Annotated in this window: 11 protein-coding genes and 3 pseudogenes; 5 read left to right on the top strand and 9 right to left on the bottom strand. The window is 75.5% G+C overall.

What is annotated here, in order from left to right; translation table 11 throughout:
• Window positions 1–15: 15 nt before the first annotated feature.
• From JKP75_RS05320 to JKP75_RS05315, 3 genes and pseudogenes are all read right to left on the bottom strand, one after another.
• Window positions 16–681 carry an RNA polymerase subunit sigma-70 gene (locus JKP75_RS05320; RefSeq protein ID WP_242472787.1) on the bottom strand — a complete coding sequence of 222 codons (666 nt, stop codon included), beginning with the start codon at window positions 679–681 and terminating at the stop codon, window positions 16–18.
• 130 nt (window positions 682–811) lie between these two features.
• Window positions 812–913 (bottom strand): annotated as a pseudogene (locus tag JKP75_RS20590) (sigma factor); the annotation flags it as partial.
• A gap of 161 nt (window positions 914–1,074) precedes the next feature.
• A complete protein-coding gene (locus JKP75_RS05315; RefSeq protein WP_309229533.1) occupies window positions 1,075–2,598 on the bottom strand; it encodes a hypothetical protein in 1,524 nt (507 codons plus the stop codon).
• Between the two features lie 343 nt (window positions 2,599–2,941).
• On the opposite strand from JKP75_RS05315, the gene JKP75_RS05310 reads away from it, so the two are divergent.
• Complete coding sequence (locus tag JKP75_RS05310) at window positions 2,942–4,267, top strand: sensor histidine kinase (RefSeq protein ID WP_200492249.1); 1,326 nt, start codon at window positions 2,942–2,944, stop codon at window positions 4,265–4,267.
• Window positions 4,264–4,927: pseudogene (locus JKP75_RS24365) on the top strand (response regulator transcription factor). Before JKP75_RS05310 ends, JKP75_RS24365 begins: the two are co-directional and overlap by 4 nt.
• Here JKP75_RS24365 and JKP75_RS05300 read toward each other — a convergent pair.
• Window positions 4,912–5,346, bottom strand: a complete 435-nt coding sequence (locus JKP75_RS05300; RefSeq protein ID WP_200492829.1) for a MarR family winged helix-turn-helix transcriptional regulator — start codon at window positions 5,344–5,346, stop codon at window positions 4,912–4,914. The pseudogene JKP75_RS24365 and the gene JKP75_RS05300 overlap by 16 nt on opposite strands.
• A gap of 145 nt (window positions 5,347–5,491) precedes the next feature.
• Here JKP75_RS05300 and JKP75_RS20575 point away from each other — a divergent pair.
• Window positions 5,492–6,169 (top strand): annotated as a pseudogene (locus tag JKP75_RS20575) (GNAT family N-acetyltransferase); the annotation flags it as partial.
• An 85-nt stretch (window positions 6,170–6,254) separates the two neighbouring features.
• Entirely contained in the window at window positions 6,255–6,668 is a 414-nt protein-coding gene (locus tag JKP75_RS20570) for a sterol carrier protein domain-containing protein (protein WP_242472785.1), read from the top strand.
• 1 nt (window position 6,669) lies between these two features.
• Here the strand turns inward: JKP75_RS20570 and JKP75_RS05290 are convergent, their stop codons facing one another.
• Together JKP75_RS05290 and JKP75_RS23330 are read right to left on the bottom strand one after the other, a co-directional pair.
• A complete protein-coding gene (locus JKP75_RS05290; protein WP_200492251.1) occupies window positions 6,670–7,152 on the bottom strand; it encodes a ribose-5-phosphate isomerase in 483 nt (160 codons plus the stop codon).
• Between the two features lie 130 nt (window positions 7,153–7,282).
• Window positions 7,283–8,773, bottom strand: a complete 1,491-nt coding sequence (locus tag JKP75_RS23330; RefSeq protein WP_304504624.1) for an SDR family oxidoreductase — start codon at window positions 8,771–8,773, stop codon at window positions 7,283–7,285.
• A gap of 135 nt (window positions 8,774–8,908) precedes the next feature.
• Here JKP75_RS23330 and pepN point away from each other — a divergent pair, with 135 nt between their 5' ends.
• The gene (gene pepN, locus JKP75_RS05275) at window positions 8,909–11,464 is read left to right on the top strand and encodes an aminopeptidase N (protein WP_200492254.1); all 2,556 of its coding nucleotides are present in this window, start codon (window positions 8,909–8,911) and stop codon (window positions 11,462–11,464) included.
• Between the two features lie 85 nt (window positions 11,465–11,549).
• Here the strand turns inward: pepN and JKP75_RS05270 are convergent, their stop codons facing one another.
• The 3 genes from JKP75_RS05270 to JKP75_RS05260 form a co-directional block, all read right to left on the bottom strand.
• Entirely contained in the window at window positions 11,550–11,999 is a 450-nt protein-coding gene (locus tag JKP75_RS05270) for a DUF5130 family protein (RefSeq protein WP_200492255.1), read from the bottom strand.
• Between the two features lie 52 nt (window positions 12,000–12,051).
• On the bottom strand, window positions 12,052–12,216 hold the full coding sequence (locus JKP75_RS05265) for a hypothetical protein (RefSeq protein ID WP_200492828.1): 165 nt from the start codon (window positions 12,214–12,216) through the stop codon (window positions 12,052–12,054).
• A 118-nt stretch (window positions 12,217–12,334) separates the two neighbouring features.
• The gene (locus JKP75_RS05260; RefSeq protein WP_200492257.1) at window positions 12,335–13,765 is read right to left on the bottom strand and encodes an amidase; all 1,431 of its coding nucleotides are present in this window, start codon (window positions 13,763–13,765) and stop codon (window positions 12,335–12,337) included.
• Between the last annotated feature and the right edge of the window lie 58 nt (window positions 13,766–13,823).

Below are 13,823 nucleotides of genomic sequence, written 5' to 3'. Positions count from 1 at the left end.
TCCGCGCCGGTGCGCTCAGTCGAAGCCCGCGGGCAGGCCGAGCTTGGCGAACAGCCCCGTCCCGAGGTCGAGGAAGCTGGAGATGTGGGCGACCTTCCCGCCCTCGATCTCCAGCACGTGCAACCCCCACGGCTCGTGGCCACCGCCCTCGCGGCGGCGGTACTGCGCCAGCGCCGGCGTCCCGTTCGCCGAGGTGAGGAAGACCCGCGACCCCGCGCACTCCGCGCCCGGCCCCCGCATCCAGGTGCCGATGTCCTCCGCGCCGCGGAGCCACATCTCGAAAGGGGGCATGTGCTGGGTGGCGTCCTCGTGCAGCAGCTGCACGAACGCCTCGATGTCGTAGCGCTCGAAGGCGTCCAGGTAGCGAGCGAGCAGCGCGCGGTCGTCGTCGTCCAGGCTGCGGGGCGCCGGGCGACCGTCCAGGTCGGCGAGGGTGGCCCGCGCCCGCTGCAGCGCGCTGTTCACCGACGCCACCGTCGTCTCCAGCAGCGTGGCGACCTCCTCGGCCTTCCAGCGCAGCACCTCGCGCAGGATGAGCACCGCCCGCTGCCGGGGTGGCAGGTGCTGCAGCGCCGCGATGAACGCCAGCCGGATCGACTCGCGGGCGACCGCCTGCTCGGCCGGATCGCCGTCCTCGGGCAGCACCTGCCGGTCGAGCACGGGCTCGATCCAGGCCGTCATCGGCCGCTGACCCGCCAGCGACGCCGGCACCGGCGGGTAGGGGTCGCCCCGCCAGGTCCATCGGCAGCGCCCGTCGGTTCCGGCCGTTGAGCTGGTCGAGGCAGACGTTGGTCGCGATCCGGTAGAGCCAGGACCGCAGCGCCGAGCGGCCCTCGAAGTCGGCCAGGCCGCGCCAGGCGCGCACCATCGTCTCCTGCACCGCGTCGTCGGCGTCGAACGCCGAGCCGAGCATCCGGTAGCAGTAGCCGGTGAGCTCGCGGCGGTGCTCGAGGAGCCGCGGATCGAGCTGGTCGGTCGGGCCGAGCGCCACGCTGGTCACCTGGCAACCACTCCTCCGGTCGGTGTGCGCGCCAGCACATCACAGGACACCGACAGAACGGGAGGGGCGAGCGCCTACTGGTAGCTGACGAGGTCCGGTGCCGGCTGCACCTGCTCCATGGTCTGCTCCGGGGTGAGCATCGGGGCGTCCTCGTCGTAGAAGTTCTTCCACCCCCACCAGACCGGGGGTGCGCCCTCCCGCACGCGGTTCCAGGTCGCCTGCTTGTCCCCCTGCGAGCCCTGGCCGTCGGCGTGCACGAGCACCGCCAGCTCGTCGCGCGAGACGTCGAGGGCCTCGCGCCCGGGCAGCATGTCGGTGCGGAACTGGTGCAGGACCAGCAGCTTCTGCGGAAGCCGCGCCTCCCGGGTCAGGTCGGCCAGCCAGCCCACGACGCGGTTGACCTCCTCGACGCCGACCGAGCCGATCTGGGTCAGGTGCACCTGGTCGGGGGCCAGCCGCCACTCCGGGTCCAGCGCCAACCCGACGTGCGGCAGCTCCAGCAGCGGCCGGTAGCGCTCGGCCTGCGTGACGAAGTCGGTGCGGCCGGGCTGCAGGTCCAGCACCACGTAGACACCGGCCTCGCCCGCCGCCTCCACCCAGGGCCGCAGCGCGTCGACCTCGCTCTCGGTGGAGTAGTTGCCGTCCGGGCCGGGGAACTCCGAGGCCACGGTCGCGATGATCTCGAACGACGGCACCACCGTCCGGCCGCCGGCGAGCGGCTCGTACGGGGCGGCGTGGTCCCGGGCGCGCTGGATGGCCGCCTCCACCGGCTGCTCCCCCAGCACGCCGAGGGCGGCCGAGCCGGGGTAGCCGTACAGCGCGACGAGCAGGCGCCCCGGGAACAGCAGCTGGCCGCCGCCGGGCAGCTCGGTGCCGGAGGCCGCCGTCTCCACCTTCCAGTCCAGGCCCTCGTCGGCGGCGAGGTCGCCGAGCGCGACGACCGACTCGGTGCCCTCGTCGGCCAGCGCCGTGCGCGCCGCCTCCGAGCCGCGCGGATCGGCCGGGCCGTCGAGCACGACGACCTGCGCACCGGCGGCGCGGGCGGTGGCGACGGCGGCGACCGCGTCGTCCTCCGCCGGCACGAGGACGACGGTGCCGGCGCGGTCCGCGCCCGGGCGCACCCGCGGCAGCTGCTCGACGTCGTCGTCGGCCCGCGGGTCGTCCGGCGCCTCGTCGACCAGCGCGACCGGCTCGTCGCGGTCCAGATCGGCGACCGCCTCCAGCTCATCCTCGGCCGCCACCTCCTCGACCTCGTCGAGCGGCAGCCCGGTGCTCGCGGCGACCGCACCCGCCCGCGCGGGCACGCGGACGACGTCGGGGCCGTCGGCACCCGCGCCGTCGGCCTCCCCCACCGCCAGCACCGTGCCGGCGTCGAGCCGGTCCAGCTCGTCGGCGAACCCGTCGCCGTCGTCCACCAGCAGCGGCACCCCGAGCCCGACCGCGGCGGAGGCGGCGAGCAGCAGGCCGGGGCGGTCGTCCGCCCGGGCGCTCACCACGACGGGGCTGCTGTCGAAGAACACGTCGCTGGCGGCCAGCGCCGCGGCGGCCGGCTCGGTCTGCGGCAGGAGGGTGAGCCGCTCGCCGGGGGCGGCGGTCACGGCCGCTCCGGCGTCCTCTCCCTCCGGCGCGCCCGGGGAGTCCGTGGCGGAGGCCGTGCACCCGGCAGCGACCACCGCAACCAGGACGGCGGGGATGGCACGAGCACGCACGGAGGACCTCCCGTTCGGGCACGGCGGCGCGGGGTCCTGTCCCCCGTGCCCGCGACGTCCGCGCCTCGACCGACCCTAAGCGGGGAGCGCCGGGCCCGGGCGCTGGACACCGGCGGGCCCCGGCCGCGAGCATCGGTACCGCGATGACGCCGCTCCGTTCGGGCCAGCCCGACCCCCGATCGACCAGCCAGCGGGCTGGGACGCGCCCCTGCCCTGCACCAGGCTCGACGGCATGACCACCGACACCGCCGTCCTCCCCGCGATGACCGTCGCCGAACCCGCGCCGATCCGACGTCCCCGGCGCCTGCTCCGCAGGCTCGGCATCGACACCGGCTACACGCTGACCGGCTTCCCGCTGGCCATCGCCGCCTTCGTCGTCGTGGTCACCGGCCTGGCCGCGGGCGCCGGGCTCCTCGTGGTCTGGGTGGGTGTGGCCGTTCTCGCCGCCACGCTGCTCGCCGCCCGCGGGTTCGCCACCGTCGAGCGGGCCTGGCTGCCGGCCGTGCTCGACCGGCCGGTCCCGCACCCCGCCTACCTCGTCGCCGAGGGCCGCCCGGTCCGCAAGCTGCTCACCCCGCTGCGGGACCCGCAGACCTGGCTGGACGCCCTGCACGCCCTCGTCCGCTTCCCGCTCGCGACCGTCTCCTTCGTCGTCACGGTGACCACCTGGTCGCTCGCCCTCGGCGGCCTCACCTACGGCGCCTGGGACTGGGCGCTGCCCGACGCCGCGCAGGACACCGAGAACACCGACCTGCTGGAGCTGCTGGAGCTGCTGGGGTTCGAGACGTCGGCCGGCCGGCGGATCGCCCTGAACACCGCGATCGGCGTCGTGTTCGCCCTGCTGCTGCCCTTCGTCGTCCGCGCCGTCGCGCTGCTGCAGGCCCAGCTGGGCCGGGTGATGCTGACCTCCCGCGCGGCCGCGCAGGCCGAGATCGGCCGGCTCGCCGAGGGCCGCGAGGCCGCCGTCGCCGCCGAGGCGGTCGCGCTGCGCCGGCTGGAGCGCGACATCCACGACGGCCCGCAGCAGCGGCTGGTCCGGCTGGCGATGGACCTCGCCCGCGCCCAGCGGCAGCTCGACACCGACCCCGCGCGCGCCCGCGCCACCCTCGGCGAGGCGACCGACCTGGCCCGGGAGACCCTCGAGGAGCTGCGCGCGCTGTCCCGCGGGATCGCCCCGCCGGTGCTCGCCGACCGCGGGCTGGCCGCGGCGCTGGCCGCGCTCGCCGCCCGCTCCCCCGTGCCGGTCGACCTCTCCGTCGACCTGCCCACCGAGCGGCTGGCGCCGGTCACCGAGAACACCGCCTACTTCGTGGTCAGCGAGGCGCTGGCCAACGTCGCGAAGCACAGCGACGCGACGCTGTGCCGGGTCGCCCTGGTCTGCGCGGCGGGCCGGCTGCGGGTCGTCGTCGAGGACGACGGCGCCGGCGGCGCGGTGCTCGCCCCCGGGCACGGGCTGGCCGGGCTCACCGACCGGCTGCACGCGGTCGACGGGCAGCTGACCGTGGACAGCCCCCGCGGCGGGCCGACCCGGCTGACGGCGGAGCTGCCGTGCACGTGAGCGGACCCCGGGACCGAGCCCTCCGCGTGGTGCTGGCCGAGGACTCGGTCCTCCTGCGGGAGGGCCTGGTCCGGCTGCTCGGGGAGGCCGGCACCCACGTGGTCGCGGCGGTCGCCGACGGCCCGTCACTGGTCGCCGCCGTCGTCGAGCACCGGCCGGACGTCGCCGTCGTCGACGTCCGGATGCCGCCGACGCACACCGACGAGGGGTTGCGCGCCGCCGTCGAGGCGCGCCGGCAGGTGCCCGGGACGGCGGTGCTGGTGCTCTCCCAGTACGTGGAGGTGGCCTACGCCGACGAGCTGCTGGCCGACGGCACCGGCGGGGTGGGCTACCTGCTCAAGGACCGGGTCGCCGTCGTCGACGTCCGGATGCCGCCGACGCACACCGACGAGGGGTTGCGCGCCGCCGTCGAGGCACGCCGGCAGGTGCCCGGGACGGCGGCGCGCCGACGACCCGGTGCGGCGGCTCACCCCCCGCGAGCGCGAGGTGCTCGGGCTGATCGCGGAGGGGCACTCGAACACCGCGATCGCCCGCGAGCTCGTCGTCACCCCCGGCGCGGTGGAGAAGCACACCCAGCACATCTTCGCCAAGCTCGGCCTCACCCAGGACGGCGACCAGCACCGCCGGGTCATGGCGACGCTGGCCTACCTGCGCTCCTGATCCCCGGGCCGGCCGAGCGCCCGCTCCACGTTCTCCACCATCCGGGCGAGCACCAGCACGGTGCGCTCGTACTCCTGGCGGGACAGCCCGTCGGCGGTGTGCCGGCGCACCCGGCCCACCGCCCGCAGGACCCGGTCGTGGGCGGCGACGCCCTCGGCGGTCAGGTGCAGCAGGCCGGCCCGCGGCCGGTCCACCCAGCCGCGGGCGGCCAGGTCGGTGACGACGGCGGTGGTGTCGCCGGCGAAGTCGGCCAGCGCGGCGACGACGTCGACCTCCGGGACGGCGCCGCCGGCGAGGGAGTGCAGCACCTGCCAGTGGCGGCGGGTCAGCCCCTCACCGGTGACGACGGAGTCCAGCGCCTCCTCGAGGAGCGCGTCGAGGCGCTTGACCCACCAGCCGATCGGCCGCTCGTCGTCCATCCGCGCATCCTGGGCAGCGCGGGGCCGGGCGACAACCCGTTGGCGCCCAGAGTCCCCCGACCGGTAGACACGGGCCGTGCCCGAGGACCCCGCCGCCCAGCTCCGCCCGATCACCGCCGACGAGTGGCCCCGGTTCCTGCGCGCCATGTACGGGGTGTTCGGCGACGAGCCCAGCGGCCGGTTCGTCGACGTCCCCTCGCCGTGGGCCGAGCTCGACCGGTCGCTCTCGCTGTGGGAGGACGACCGGGTCGTCGCCACCGCGGGCATCTACAGCCGCGAGCTGACCGTGCCGGGCGCCGTCGTCCCCTGCGCGGGGATCACCTGGGTGACCGTCGCCCCCACCCACCGGCGGCGCGGCGTGCTCACCGCGATCATGCGCCGGCAGCTCGACGACATCCGCGCGGCCGAGCGCGAGCCGGTCGCCGCTCTCTGGGCGGCGGAGTCGGCCATCTACGGCCGGTTCGGCTACGCCCCGGCCACCCGCCGCGGCGGCTGGACCGGCCGCACCGAGCGGCTGCGGCTGCGGCCCGGCACCGACCTGGGCACCGGTGCGGTGCGGCCGGCGGAGCCTGGCGAGTTCCGGGCCGCGGCCGCGCGGGTGCACGAGCAGCTGCGCCGCTGGGTGCCGGGCAACCTGGCCCGCGACGAGCGCTGGTGGGACCGGGTGCTGCTCGACGAGCCCGAGGAGCGCAAGGGCCGGCCCGCCCAGCAGCTGCTGCTGCACACCGAGGCCGACGGCTCCGCGACCGGGTACGCGACCTACCGGCGCAAGGCCCGTTGGAGCGACACGAGCGAGCCCGAGGGCGAGCTCACCGTCGGCGAGGTGCGCGCCGCGACGCCGGCGGGCTACGCCGCGCTGTGGCGGTACCTGCTCTCGATCGACCCTCGTCCGCACCGTCCACTCCCCGATGGCCTCGGACGACGACCCGCTGCGCCACCTGCTCGCCGACCCGCGCGCCCTGCACGCCCGGCCGGTCGACGCGCTGTGGGTCCGGGTGGTCGACGTCGGCCGCGCGCTCTCCGCCCGCCGCTACCCCGCCCCGCTGGACCTGGTGTTCGAGGTGCGCGACGAGTTCTGCCCGGAGAACACCGGCCGCTGGCACCTGTGGGGGCACCCCGCCGGCGCTTTCTGCGACCGCACCGACCGCGACCCCGACGTCGTCCTCGGCATCGAGGAGCTGTCGGCGGCCTACCTGGGTGGGGTCACCCTCGCCTCGCTGCAGGCAGCCGGCCGGGTGCACGAGGTGAGCCCGGGCGCCGTCGTCCAGGCGTCGACGGGGTTCGGCTGGCCGGTCACCCCGTGGTGCCCGGACGAGTTCTGAGTCAGCGCCCGGTGGGCAGTCCCCCGGCGGGGCGGTGCCGGTCGCGCTCGTAGTCGCTGATCAGCCCGATCCGGCGGACGTGCCGCTCGTCGCCGCTGAAGTCGGTGCGGAGGAACTCGAGCACCAGCTCGGTGGCCTCCTCGACGCTGTGCTGCCGGGCGCCGATCGAGACGACGTTCGCGTCGTTGTGCTGGCGGGCCAGCTGCGCGGTGGCGGTGTTCCAGACCAGCGCGGCGCGGACGCCGGGCACCTTGTTGGCCGCGATCTGCTCGCCGTTGCCCGAGCCGCCGATGACGACGCCGAACGAACCGGGCTCAGCGACCGTGCGCTCGCCGACCTCGAAGCAGAAGGGCGGGTAGTCGTCCTGGGCGTCGTACTCGAACGCCCCGCAGTCGACGGGCTCGTGGCCGGCGTCGGCGAGCACCTGCTTGAGGTGGTCCTTGAACTCGAGGCCGGCGTGGTCGGTTCCGACGAAGACGCGCATGGGTGCAGTTTGTCAGGCGGGCGGCGTCCCGGTCCCCGGGGTCCCGGGCCCGTGCGCCCGCCGCCCCACCGCGGACTTTCTGTACCGAAAGTCCCCGACTCTCCCGGACTTTCGGTACCGAAAGTCCCGTTCAGGAGCCGGTGAGGCGGCGGACGGCGGGGAGCGGGAGCACCTTCAGCAGGCGGGCGACCGGGCGCCAGGGCCACTCGGGCACGTAGCCGCGCACCGGCTCCCGCTCGACGACGGCGACCAGCGCGGCCACGCCCTTGTCCAACCCGACGGTGAGCGGGCCCCGCCGTCCGGCGTTGATGTCGGTGGCGATGTAGCCGGGCAGCACCGTGGAGACGACGATCCGCGAGCCGTACACGTCGGAGCGGATGCCCTCGGCCAGCGAGTTGAGCGCGGCCTTGCTCGCGCCGTAGGCGGTGCGGGTGCCGGGCATGCCGCGGACCGAGGCGACCGAGGAGATGAGCACCAGGTGCCCGGCGCCCTGGCTGCGGAAGAGCTCCATCGCCGCCTCGCACTGCGCGTGCGAGCCGAGCACGTTGGTGAGCAGCACCGCGCGGTTGTCCGCGGCCGCGCCGGTGCCGACCGAGCCGCCCTTGCCGATGCCGGCGTTGACGATCACCCGGTCGACGCCGCCCAGCTCCTCGGCCAGACGGGGCATCACCTCGGCGACCGAGGCCGGGTCGTCGACGTCCATGGCCGCGACGACCACCCGGATGCCGGGGTGCGCGGCGAGCAGCTCATCGCGCAGCGCCTCGAGCCGGTCCAGGCGGCGGGCGGTCAGCGCGAGGTCGCGGCCCATCGCGGCGAACCGGCGGGCCATGCCCTGGCCGAGGCCGGCGCTGGCGCCGGAGATGAAGATCCGCTGGCGGACGGGGTGCGGCATCCGGCCATCCTGCCGCACCCCTCCCCGAGGGCAGAAATGGCCATTTCTGCCCTCGGGGGGTGAGGTCAGCGGCGGGTGATCTCGAGGGTGTCGGCCGGGACGGAGGCCATGTCCGGGCCGGCGGTGCGGGTGCGCTTGAGCTCCCAGAACTCGGGGAGGTTGGCGAGCAGGACGGCGCCGTCGAAGGTCCTTGCCGGCGTCCTCGCCGGTGGGCACCTTGCTGATCACCGGGCCGAAGAAGGCGACGCCGTCGATGTGCATGACCGGGGTGCCGACGTCCTCACCGACCGGGTCCATGCCCTCGTGGTGGCTCTTCTCCAGCGCCTCGTCGTACTCGGTGGAGGTCGCCGCCTCGGCGAGGGAGGCGGGCAGGCCGACGCGCTCGAGGGCGGGGGCGATGAGGTCCTCCAGCTCCACCTTCTCGTGGTGCCGGAGCGTGCCCATGGCGGTGTAGAGGTCGCCGAGGATCTCCTCGCCGTGCTGCTGGGCGGCGGCGATCGCGACCCGCACCGGGCCGTACGCCTTCTTCATCATCTCCTGGTACTCCTCGGGCAGGTCCCGGCCGCTGTTGAGGACGGCGAGCGACATGACGTGCCAGTGCAGGTCGATGTCGCGGACCTTGGCGGCCTCGAGCACCCAGCGGCTGGTCAGCCAGGCCCAGGGGCACAGCGGGTCGAACCAGAAGTCGACGCGGGCCTTCACGGGGGCGCTCTGCACTGCCTCGGTCATGCGGGTTCTCCTCGTGGTCGGGGCCCCGGGGAGCTGCCACCGGGTCTCGGGAGGTGCCAAGCGGCACGGGGGGCGGCTTGTTCCCGGACACCGCGGTCGCGCGGGCCGTCGTCACCCCGTGGCAGGCTCCGGGGCGTGGCCGCACCCAACCTGACCCGCATCGATGCCGCCGCCCGCGCCGAGATCCTGACCGTCGAGAGCTACGACATCGCCCTCGACGTCACCGACGGCGCCGGGCACCCCGGCGAGCGCACCTTCGTCTCGACGACGACCGTCGAGTTCGGCTGCCGGGAGCCCGGCGCCTCGACCTTCATCGACCTGGTGGCCGACTCCCTCCGCTCCGCCACGCTCAACGGCGTCGAGCTCGACGTCAGCACGTGGGAGGAGGCCGTCGGCCTCCCCCTGCCCGACCTGGCCGAGCAGAACACGCTGGTCGTCACCGCCGACTGCCGCTACTCCAACAGCGGCGAGGGCCTGCACCGCTTCCTCGACCCCGAGGACCAGCAGGTCTACCTCTACACGCAGTTCGAGCCGGCCGACGCCAAGCGGATGTTCGCCTGCTTCGACCAACCCGACCTCAAGGCGACCTTCACGCTGCACGTCACCGCGCCGTTCGACTGGCAGGTCATCTCCAACAGCGGCGACCGCACCATCGAGGCCGGCGAGGGCGGCTCGCAGCTCGTGCACTTCGCCACGACCAAGCGCATCTCGACCTACCTGGTGGCGCTGATCGCCGGCCCCTACGCCAAGGTCACCGACTCGCACGAGGGCATCCCGCTGGGGCTGTACTGCCGGGCCAGCCTCGCCCAGCACCTCGACCCCGACGAGCTGTTCCGGGTCACCAAGCAGGGCTTCGACTTCTACCACCGGGTGTTCGACTACCCGTACCCGTTCGACAAGTACGACCAGCTGTTCGTGCCCGAGTTCAACGCCGGGGCGATGGAGAACGCCGGCGCGGTCACCTTCCTCGAGGACTACGTCTTCCGGTCGAAGGTGAGCCGGGCCCGCTACGAGCGCCGGGCCGAGACGATCCTGCACGAGCTGGGCCACATGTGGTTCGGCGACCTGGTGACCATGCGCTGGTGGGACGACCTGTGGCTCAACGAGTCCTTCGCCACCTACATCAGCACCCTGTGCCAGGCCGAGGCCACCGAGTACACGACGGCGTGGACGACGTTCGCCAACACCGAGAAGGCCTGGGCCTATGCGCAGGACCAGCTGCCCTCGACCCACCCGATCGCCGCGGACATCCCCGATGTCGCCGCGGTCGAGGTCAACTTCGACGGCATCACCTACGCCAAGGGCGCCTCGGTGCTCAAGCAGCTGGTCGCCTACGTGGGCCGGGACGAGTTCCTGGCCGGCGTGCGGCGCTACTTCCGGCGGCACGAGTACGGCAACACCACGCTCGCCGACCTGCTGGGCCCGCTGTCGGAGAGCTCCGGCCGCGACCTGTCCGAGTGGGCCGACCAGTGGCTGCGCACCAGCCAGGTGAACACGTTGCGCCCGCTCTTCGAGCTGACCGAGGACGGCCGGTACGGCAGCTTCGCGATCGAGCAGACCGCCGTCGCCGAGCACCCCGTGCTGCGCAACCACCGGCTGGCCGTCGGCCTGTACAGCGAGGGCCCCGACGGGCTCACCCGCACCGCGCGGGTCGAGCTGGACGTCGCCGGCGCGCGCACCGAGGTGCCCGACCTGGTCGGCCACCCGGCGGCGGACCTCGTGCTGGTCAACGACGACGACCTGACCTACGCCAAGCTGCGGCTCGACGAGCGCTCGCTGGCCACCCTGCGCGCCCGCATCGGCGCGATGCCCGACCCGCTGGCCCGCGCGCTGTGCTGGTCGGCGGCGTGGGACATGACCCGCGACGCCGAGCTGCCGGCCCGCGAGTGGGTGGAGCTGGTGCTGGCCGGGATCGGCGCGGAGTCCGAGAGCAGCGTCGTGCAGTCGCTGCTCGCCCGGGTGCAGACGGCGCTGACCAGCTTCGCCGACCCGACCTGGGCGCCCACCGGCTGGGCGCGGCTGGGCGACCACGCCCTGGCTGCGCTCGAGGCGGCCCCCGCGGGCAGCGACCAGCAGCTGCTGTGGTCGCGGACGCTGGCCAGCGCCGCGCGCACCGACGAGCACGTCGCGGCGCTGCGCGGGCTGCTCGACGGCTCCCGGACGGTCGCGGGCCTGGAGGTGGACGCCGACGCGCGCTGGGCGTTCCTGCACGGGCTGGTCGCCGTCGGCGCCGCCGGGGACGCGGAGATCGCGGCCGAGGAGGAGCGCGACGCGACCGCCACCGGCATCCGGCGCGCGGCGACGGCGCGGGCGCTGCGGCCCACCGCGGAGTCCAAGGCCGAGACGTGGCGCCAGGCCTTCCACGACGACGAGGTGCCCAACGCCGTGCACGAGGCGATCGTCGCGGGCTTCTGGCACCCGGCCCAGCGCGAGCTGACCGCGGAGTACGTGGACCGGTACTTCGCCGACGTCCGCCCCATCTGGGACCGGCGACCCGGCGAGATCGCCAAGAACGCCGTCCAGTACCTGTTCCCGTCGGTGGTCGAGCCGCGCACGATCGCCGCGGCCGACGCCTGGCTGGCCGACGCCTCGCAGCCGGCGGCGCTGCGCCGGCTGGTCTTCGAGGGCCGGGACGGCATCGCCCGCGCCCTGCGCGCCCGTGAACGCGACGGGGAAGCCGGCCTCGAGTAGGCAGCGACACGACGAGGCCCCGCCCACCGGATCGGTGGGCGGGGCCTCGTTCGCGTTGCTGTGCGGTCCGGAGGACCGCAGTGACTCAGTGCTTGTGCGTGGGGCGGCCGGCCTGGTCGGCGAGCTGGCGCAGCCCGTTGACGATGCCGCCGACGAGGTCGCCCCCGGCGAAGGCCGTCGTCATCGACAGCACGGCGAGCGCGCAGGCGCGGTCGGGCAGCCGGCGGGCCGCGGCGGAACCGGTCACGACCTCGACGACGCGCTGCCCCGGCGAGACGGCGATGAGCACGGCCTCGGCGGTGGCGCCGCCGGAGGAGGCGTGCATCTCCTCGGCCCGCGCGCGGGTCGGGGTGCCCAGGTCACCCACGTACAGGGTGAAGCGCAGGCCGGTCTCCCGGGAGGAGAGCGTCAGCGCCTCGTCCAGGCGGGCCAGCTCGCGGAAGCTGAAGATCTGGTCGAGCGGCTCGTCGGTGCGCGACGACATGGTCGAGGACGTAGCGGTGTCGTGGGACTCGACTTCGAGCGCGCGGGTCATCGCGGGCCTCCGGGCAGGTCGATCGCGGGTGCGGGAGTCGGGATCAGGGCGCTCACCAGGTGCCCCGGGCTCCACCGAGCGGACCGGCGGCCTGGGGGGCGGCCGCGATCGCGGCGTGCCCGTCCCCGTGCCCGCCGCCGTCGGGGTGCGGCTCGTACCAGACCGGGGCGTGGTCCCAGGCCTGGCCCGGCTTGTAGCGGGGCCGCCGGTGGCGCACCCCCGGCCCGAGGGTCCAGCAGCGCGAGCACGAGGATCACGACCAGCGGGCCCCCGGCGAAGACGAGGATGGTCTCGGCAACGGTCACGGGGCACAACTTACCGGCACCGCACCCCGGTCAGGCCGCCCGCTCCCCCCAGACGGGTGGGTGCCGCGACGCCCAGGGCCGCGCGGCCTCCAGCTGGGCGGACAGCGCGAGCAGCGTGACCTCGTCGGCGGGCCGGCCGACCAGCATGCTGCCGATCGGCAGCCCGCGCGCGTCGGAGTGCAGGGGCAGGCTGACGGCCGGCTGACCGGTGATGTTGGCGAGCGCCGGGAAGGCGGCGTAGCGCTCGTTGCGGGCGAAGTCCTCGGCGCCGTCGTCGGTGAACCAGCCGACCGGGCGCGGCGCCATCGTGACCACCGGGGCGAGCAGCACGTCGTAGCCGGCGGTGGCCCGCAGGTAGCCGCGGGCGAACGACCGCAGGGTGCCCAGCGCGAGCATCGCGTCCCGGGCCGAGAGCGCCAGGCCGCGGGCGCGCAGCTCCCGGGTGAGCGGCCGCAGCTCGCCGATGCGCTCGGGCGGCACCGGCAGCGTCGTCGCCGACAGCGCCCACACCCGCTCGAACGCGGGCAGCACCTCGGGCCCGATCAGCCCGGCCGGCGCCTCCTCCACGTCGTGCCCCAGGTCGGCGAGCAGCCGCGCGGTGCCGCCCAGGGCGGCGGCGATCGCCGGCTCGAGCGGGACGCCGGGCGGCGGCGATTCGGTGACGACGCCGATGCGCAGCCGGCCCGGCCCCCGGCCGGCGGCGGCCAGGAACGTCTCCCCCGGCGGCAGCGGCGGCGCCCAGGCGGGGTCGCCGAGCTCCGGGCCGGCCATCGCGTCGAGCAGCGCGGCGGCGTCGTGCACCGTCCGGGCCAGCGGGCCGTGGGTGGCGAGCCCCGTGATCTCGCTGCCCAGCGGGGCGTTGCTCACCCGCCCGCGCGTGGGCTTCATGCCGACCAGGCCGTTGACCGCCGCCGGGATGCGGATCGAGCCGCCGCCGTCGCTGCCGTGGGCCACCGGCACGAAGCCGGCCGCGACGGCGACCGCCGCGCCGCCGCTGGAGCCGCCGGCCAGCAGCGCCGGGTCCCAGGGGCAGCGCGCCGGGCCGACCAGGTCGTTGTCGGTGTAGGCCGGGAAGCCGAACTCGGGGGTGTTGGTCTTGCCGACGCTGATCGTCCCCGCGGCGGCCAGCCGGGTGACGACGGCGTCGTCCGCGTCCGGCACGGTGCCGGCGGTGACGCGTGAGCCGGACGTCGTCCGGACGCCGGCGGTGCGGGTGAGGTCCTTGATCGCGGTCGGCACCCCGAGCAGCGGGGGCAGCGGTCCGCCGTCCCGCAACCGCTGCTCGTCCGCGGCGGCGGCCGAGAGCGCGCGCTCCGGGGTCACCGTGACGAAGGCGCCGAGCCCGGCGTCGAACGCCGCGATGCGGTCCAGCGCGTGGCGCACCAGCTCGGTCGGGCTCACCTCGCCGGACCGGACGGCGGCGGCCTGCTCCAGCGCGGTCAGGTCGTGCAGCTGCGTCACGGGCGGCGACGCTAGCCGCCGGCGCGCCGACCCCCGGCAGCACCGCGGCCCGGCGGTC

The sequence above is a fragment of the Blastococcus sp. TML/M2B genome, from assembly GCF_016612865.1.
GTDB lineage: Bacteria > Actinomycetota > Actinomycetes > Mycobacteriales > Geodermatophilaceae > Blastococcus.
Note: the sequence above shows the minus strand (reverse complement) of the source record. Positions and strands in the feature narration are given on the sequence as shown.

Excerpts from the sequence above, each read along its gene's own strand:
- JKP75_RS05320 (WP_242472787.1), bottom strand. The coding sequence starts at position 681 with ATGACGGCCTGGATCGAGCCCGTGCTCGACCGGCAGGTGCTGCCCGAG.
- JKP75_RS05310 (WP_200492249.1), top strand. The coding sequence starts at position 2,942 with ATGACCACCGACACCGCCGTCCTCCCCGCGATGACCGTCGCCGAACCC.
- JKP75_RS05300 (WP_200492829.1), bottom strand. The coding sequence starts at position 5,346 with ATGGACGACGAGCGGCCGATCGGCTGGTGGGTCAAGCGCCTCGACGCG.
- JKP75_RS20570 (WP_242472785.1), top strand. The coding sequence starts at position 6,255 with ATGGCCTCGGACGACGACCCGCTGCGCCACCTGCTCGCCGACCCGCGC.
- JKP75_RS05290 (WP_200492251.1), bottom strand. The coding sequence starts at position 7,152 with ATGCGCGTCTTCGTCGGAACCGACCACGCCGGCCTCGAGTTCAAGGAC.
- JKP75_RS23330 (WP_304504624.1), bottom strand. The coding sequence starts at position 8,773 with ATGACCGAGGCAGTGCAGAGCGCCCCCGTGAAGGCCCGCGTCGACTTC.
- JKP75_RS05270 (WP_200492255.1), bottom strand. The coding sequence starts at position 11,999 with ATGACCCGCGCGCTCGAAGTCGAGTCCCACGACACCGCTACGTCCTCG.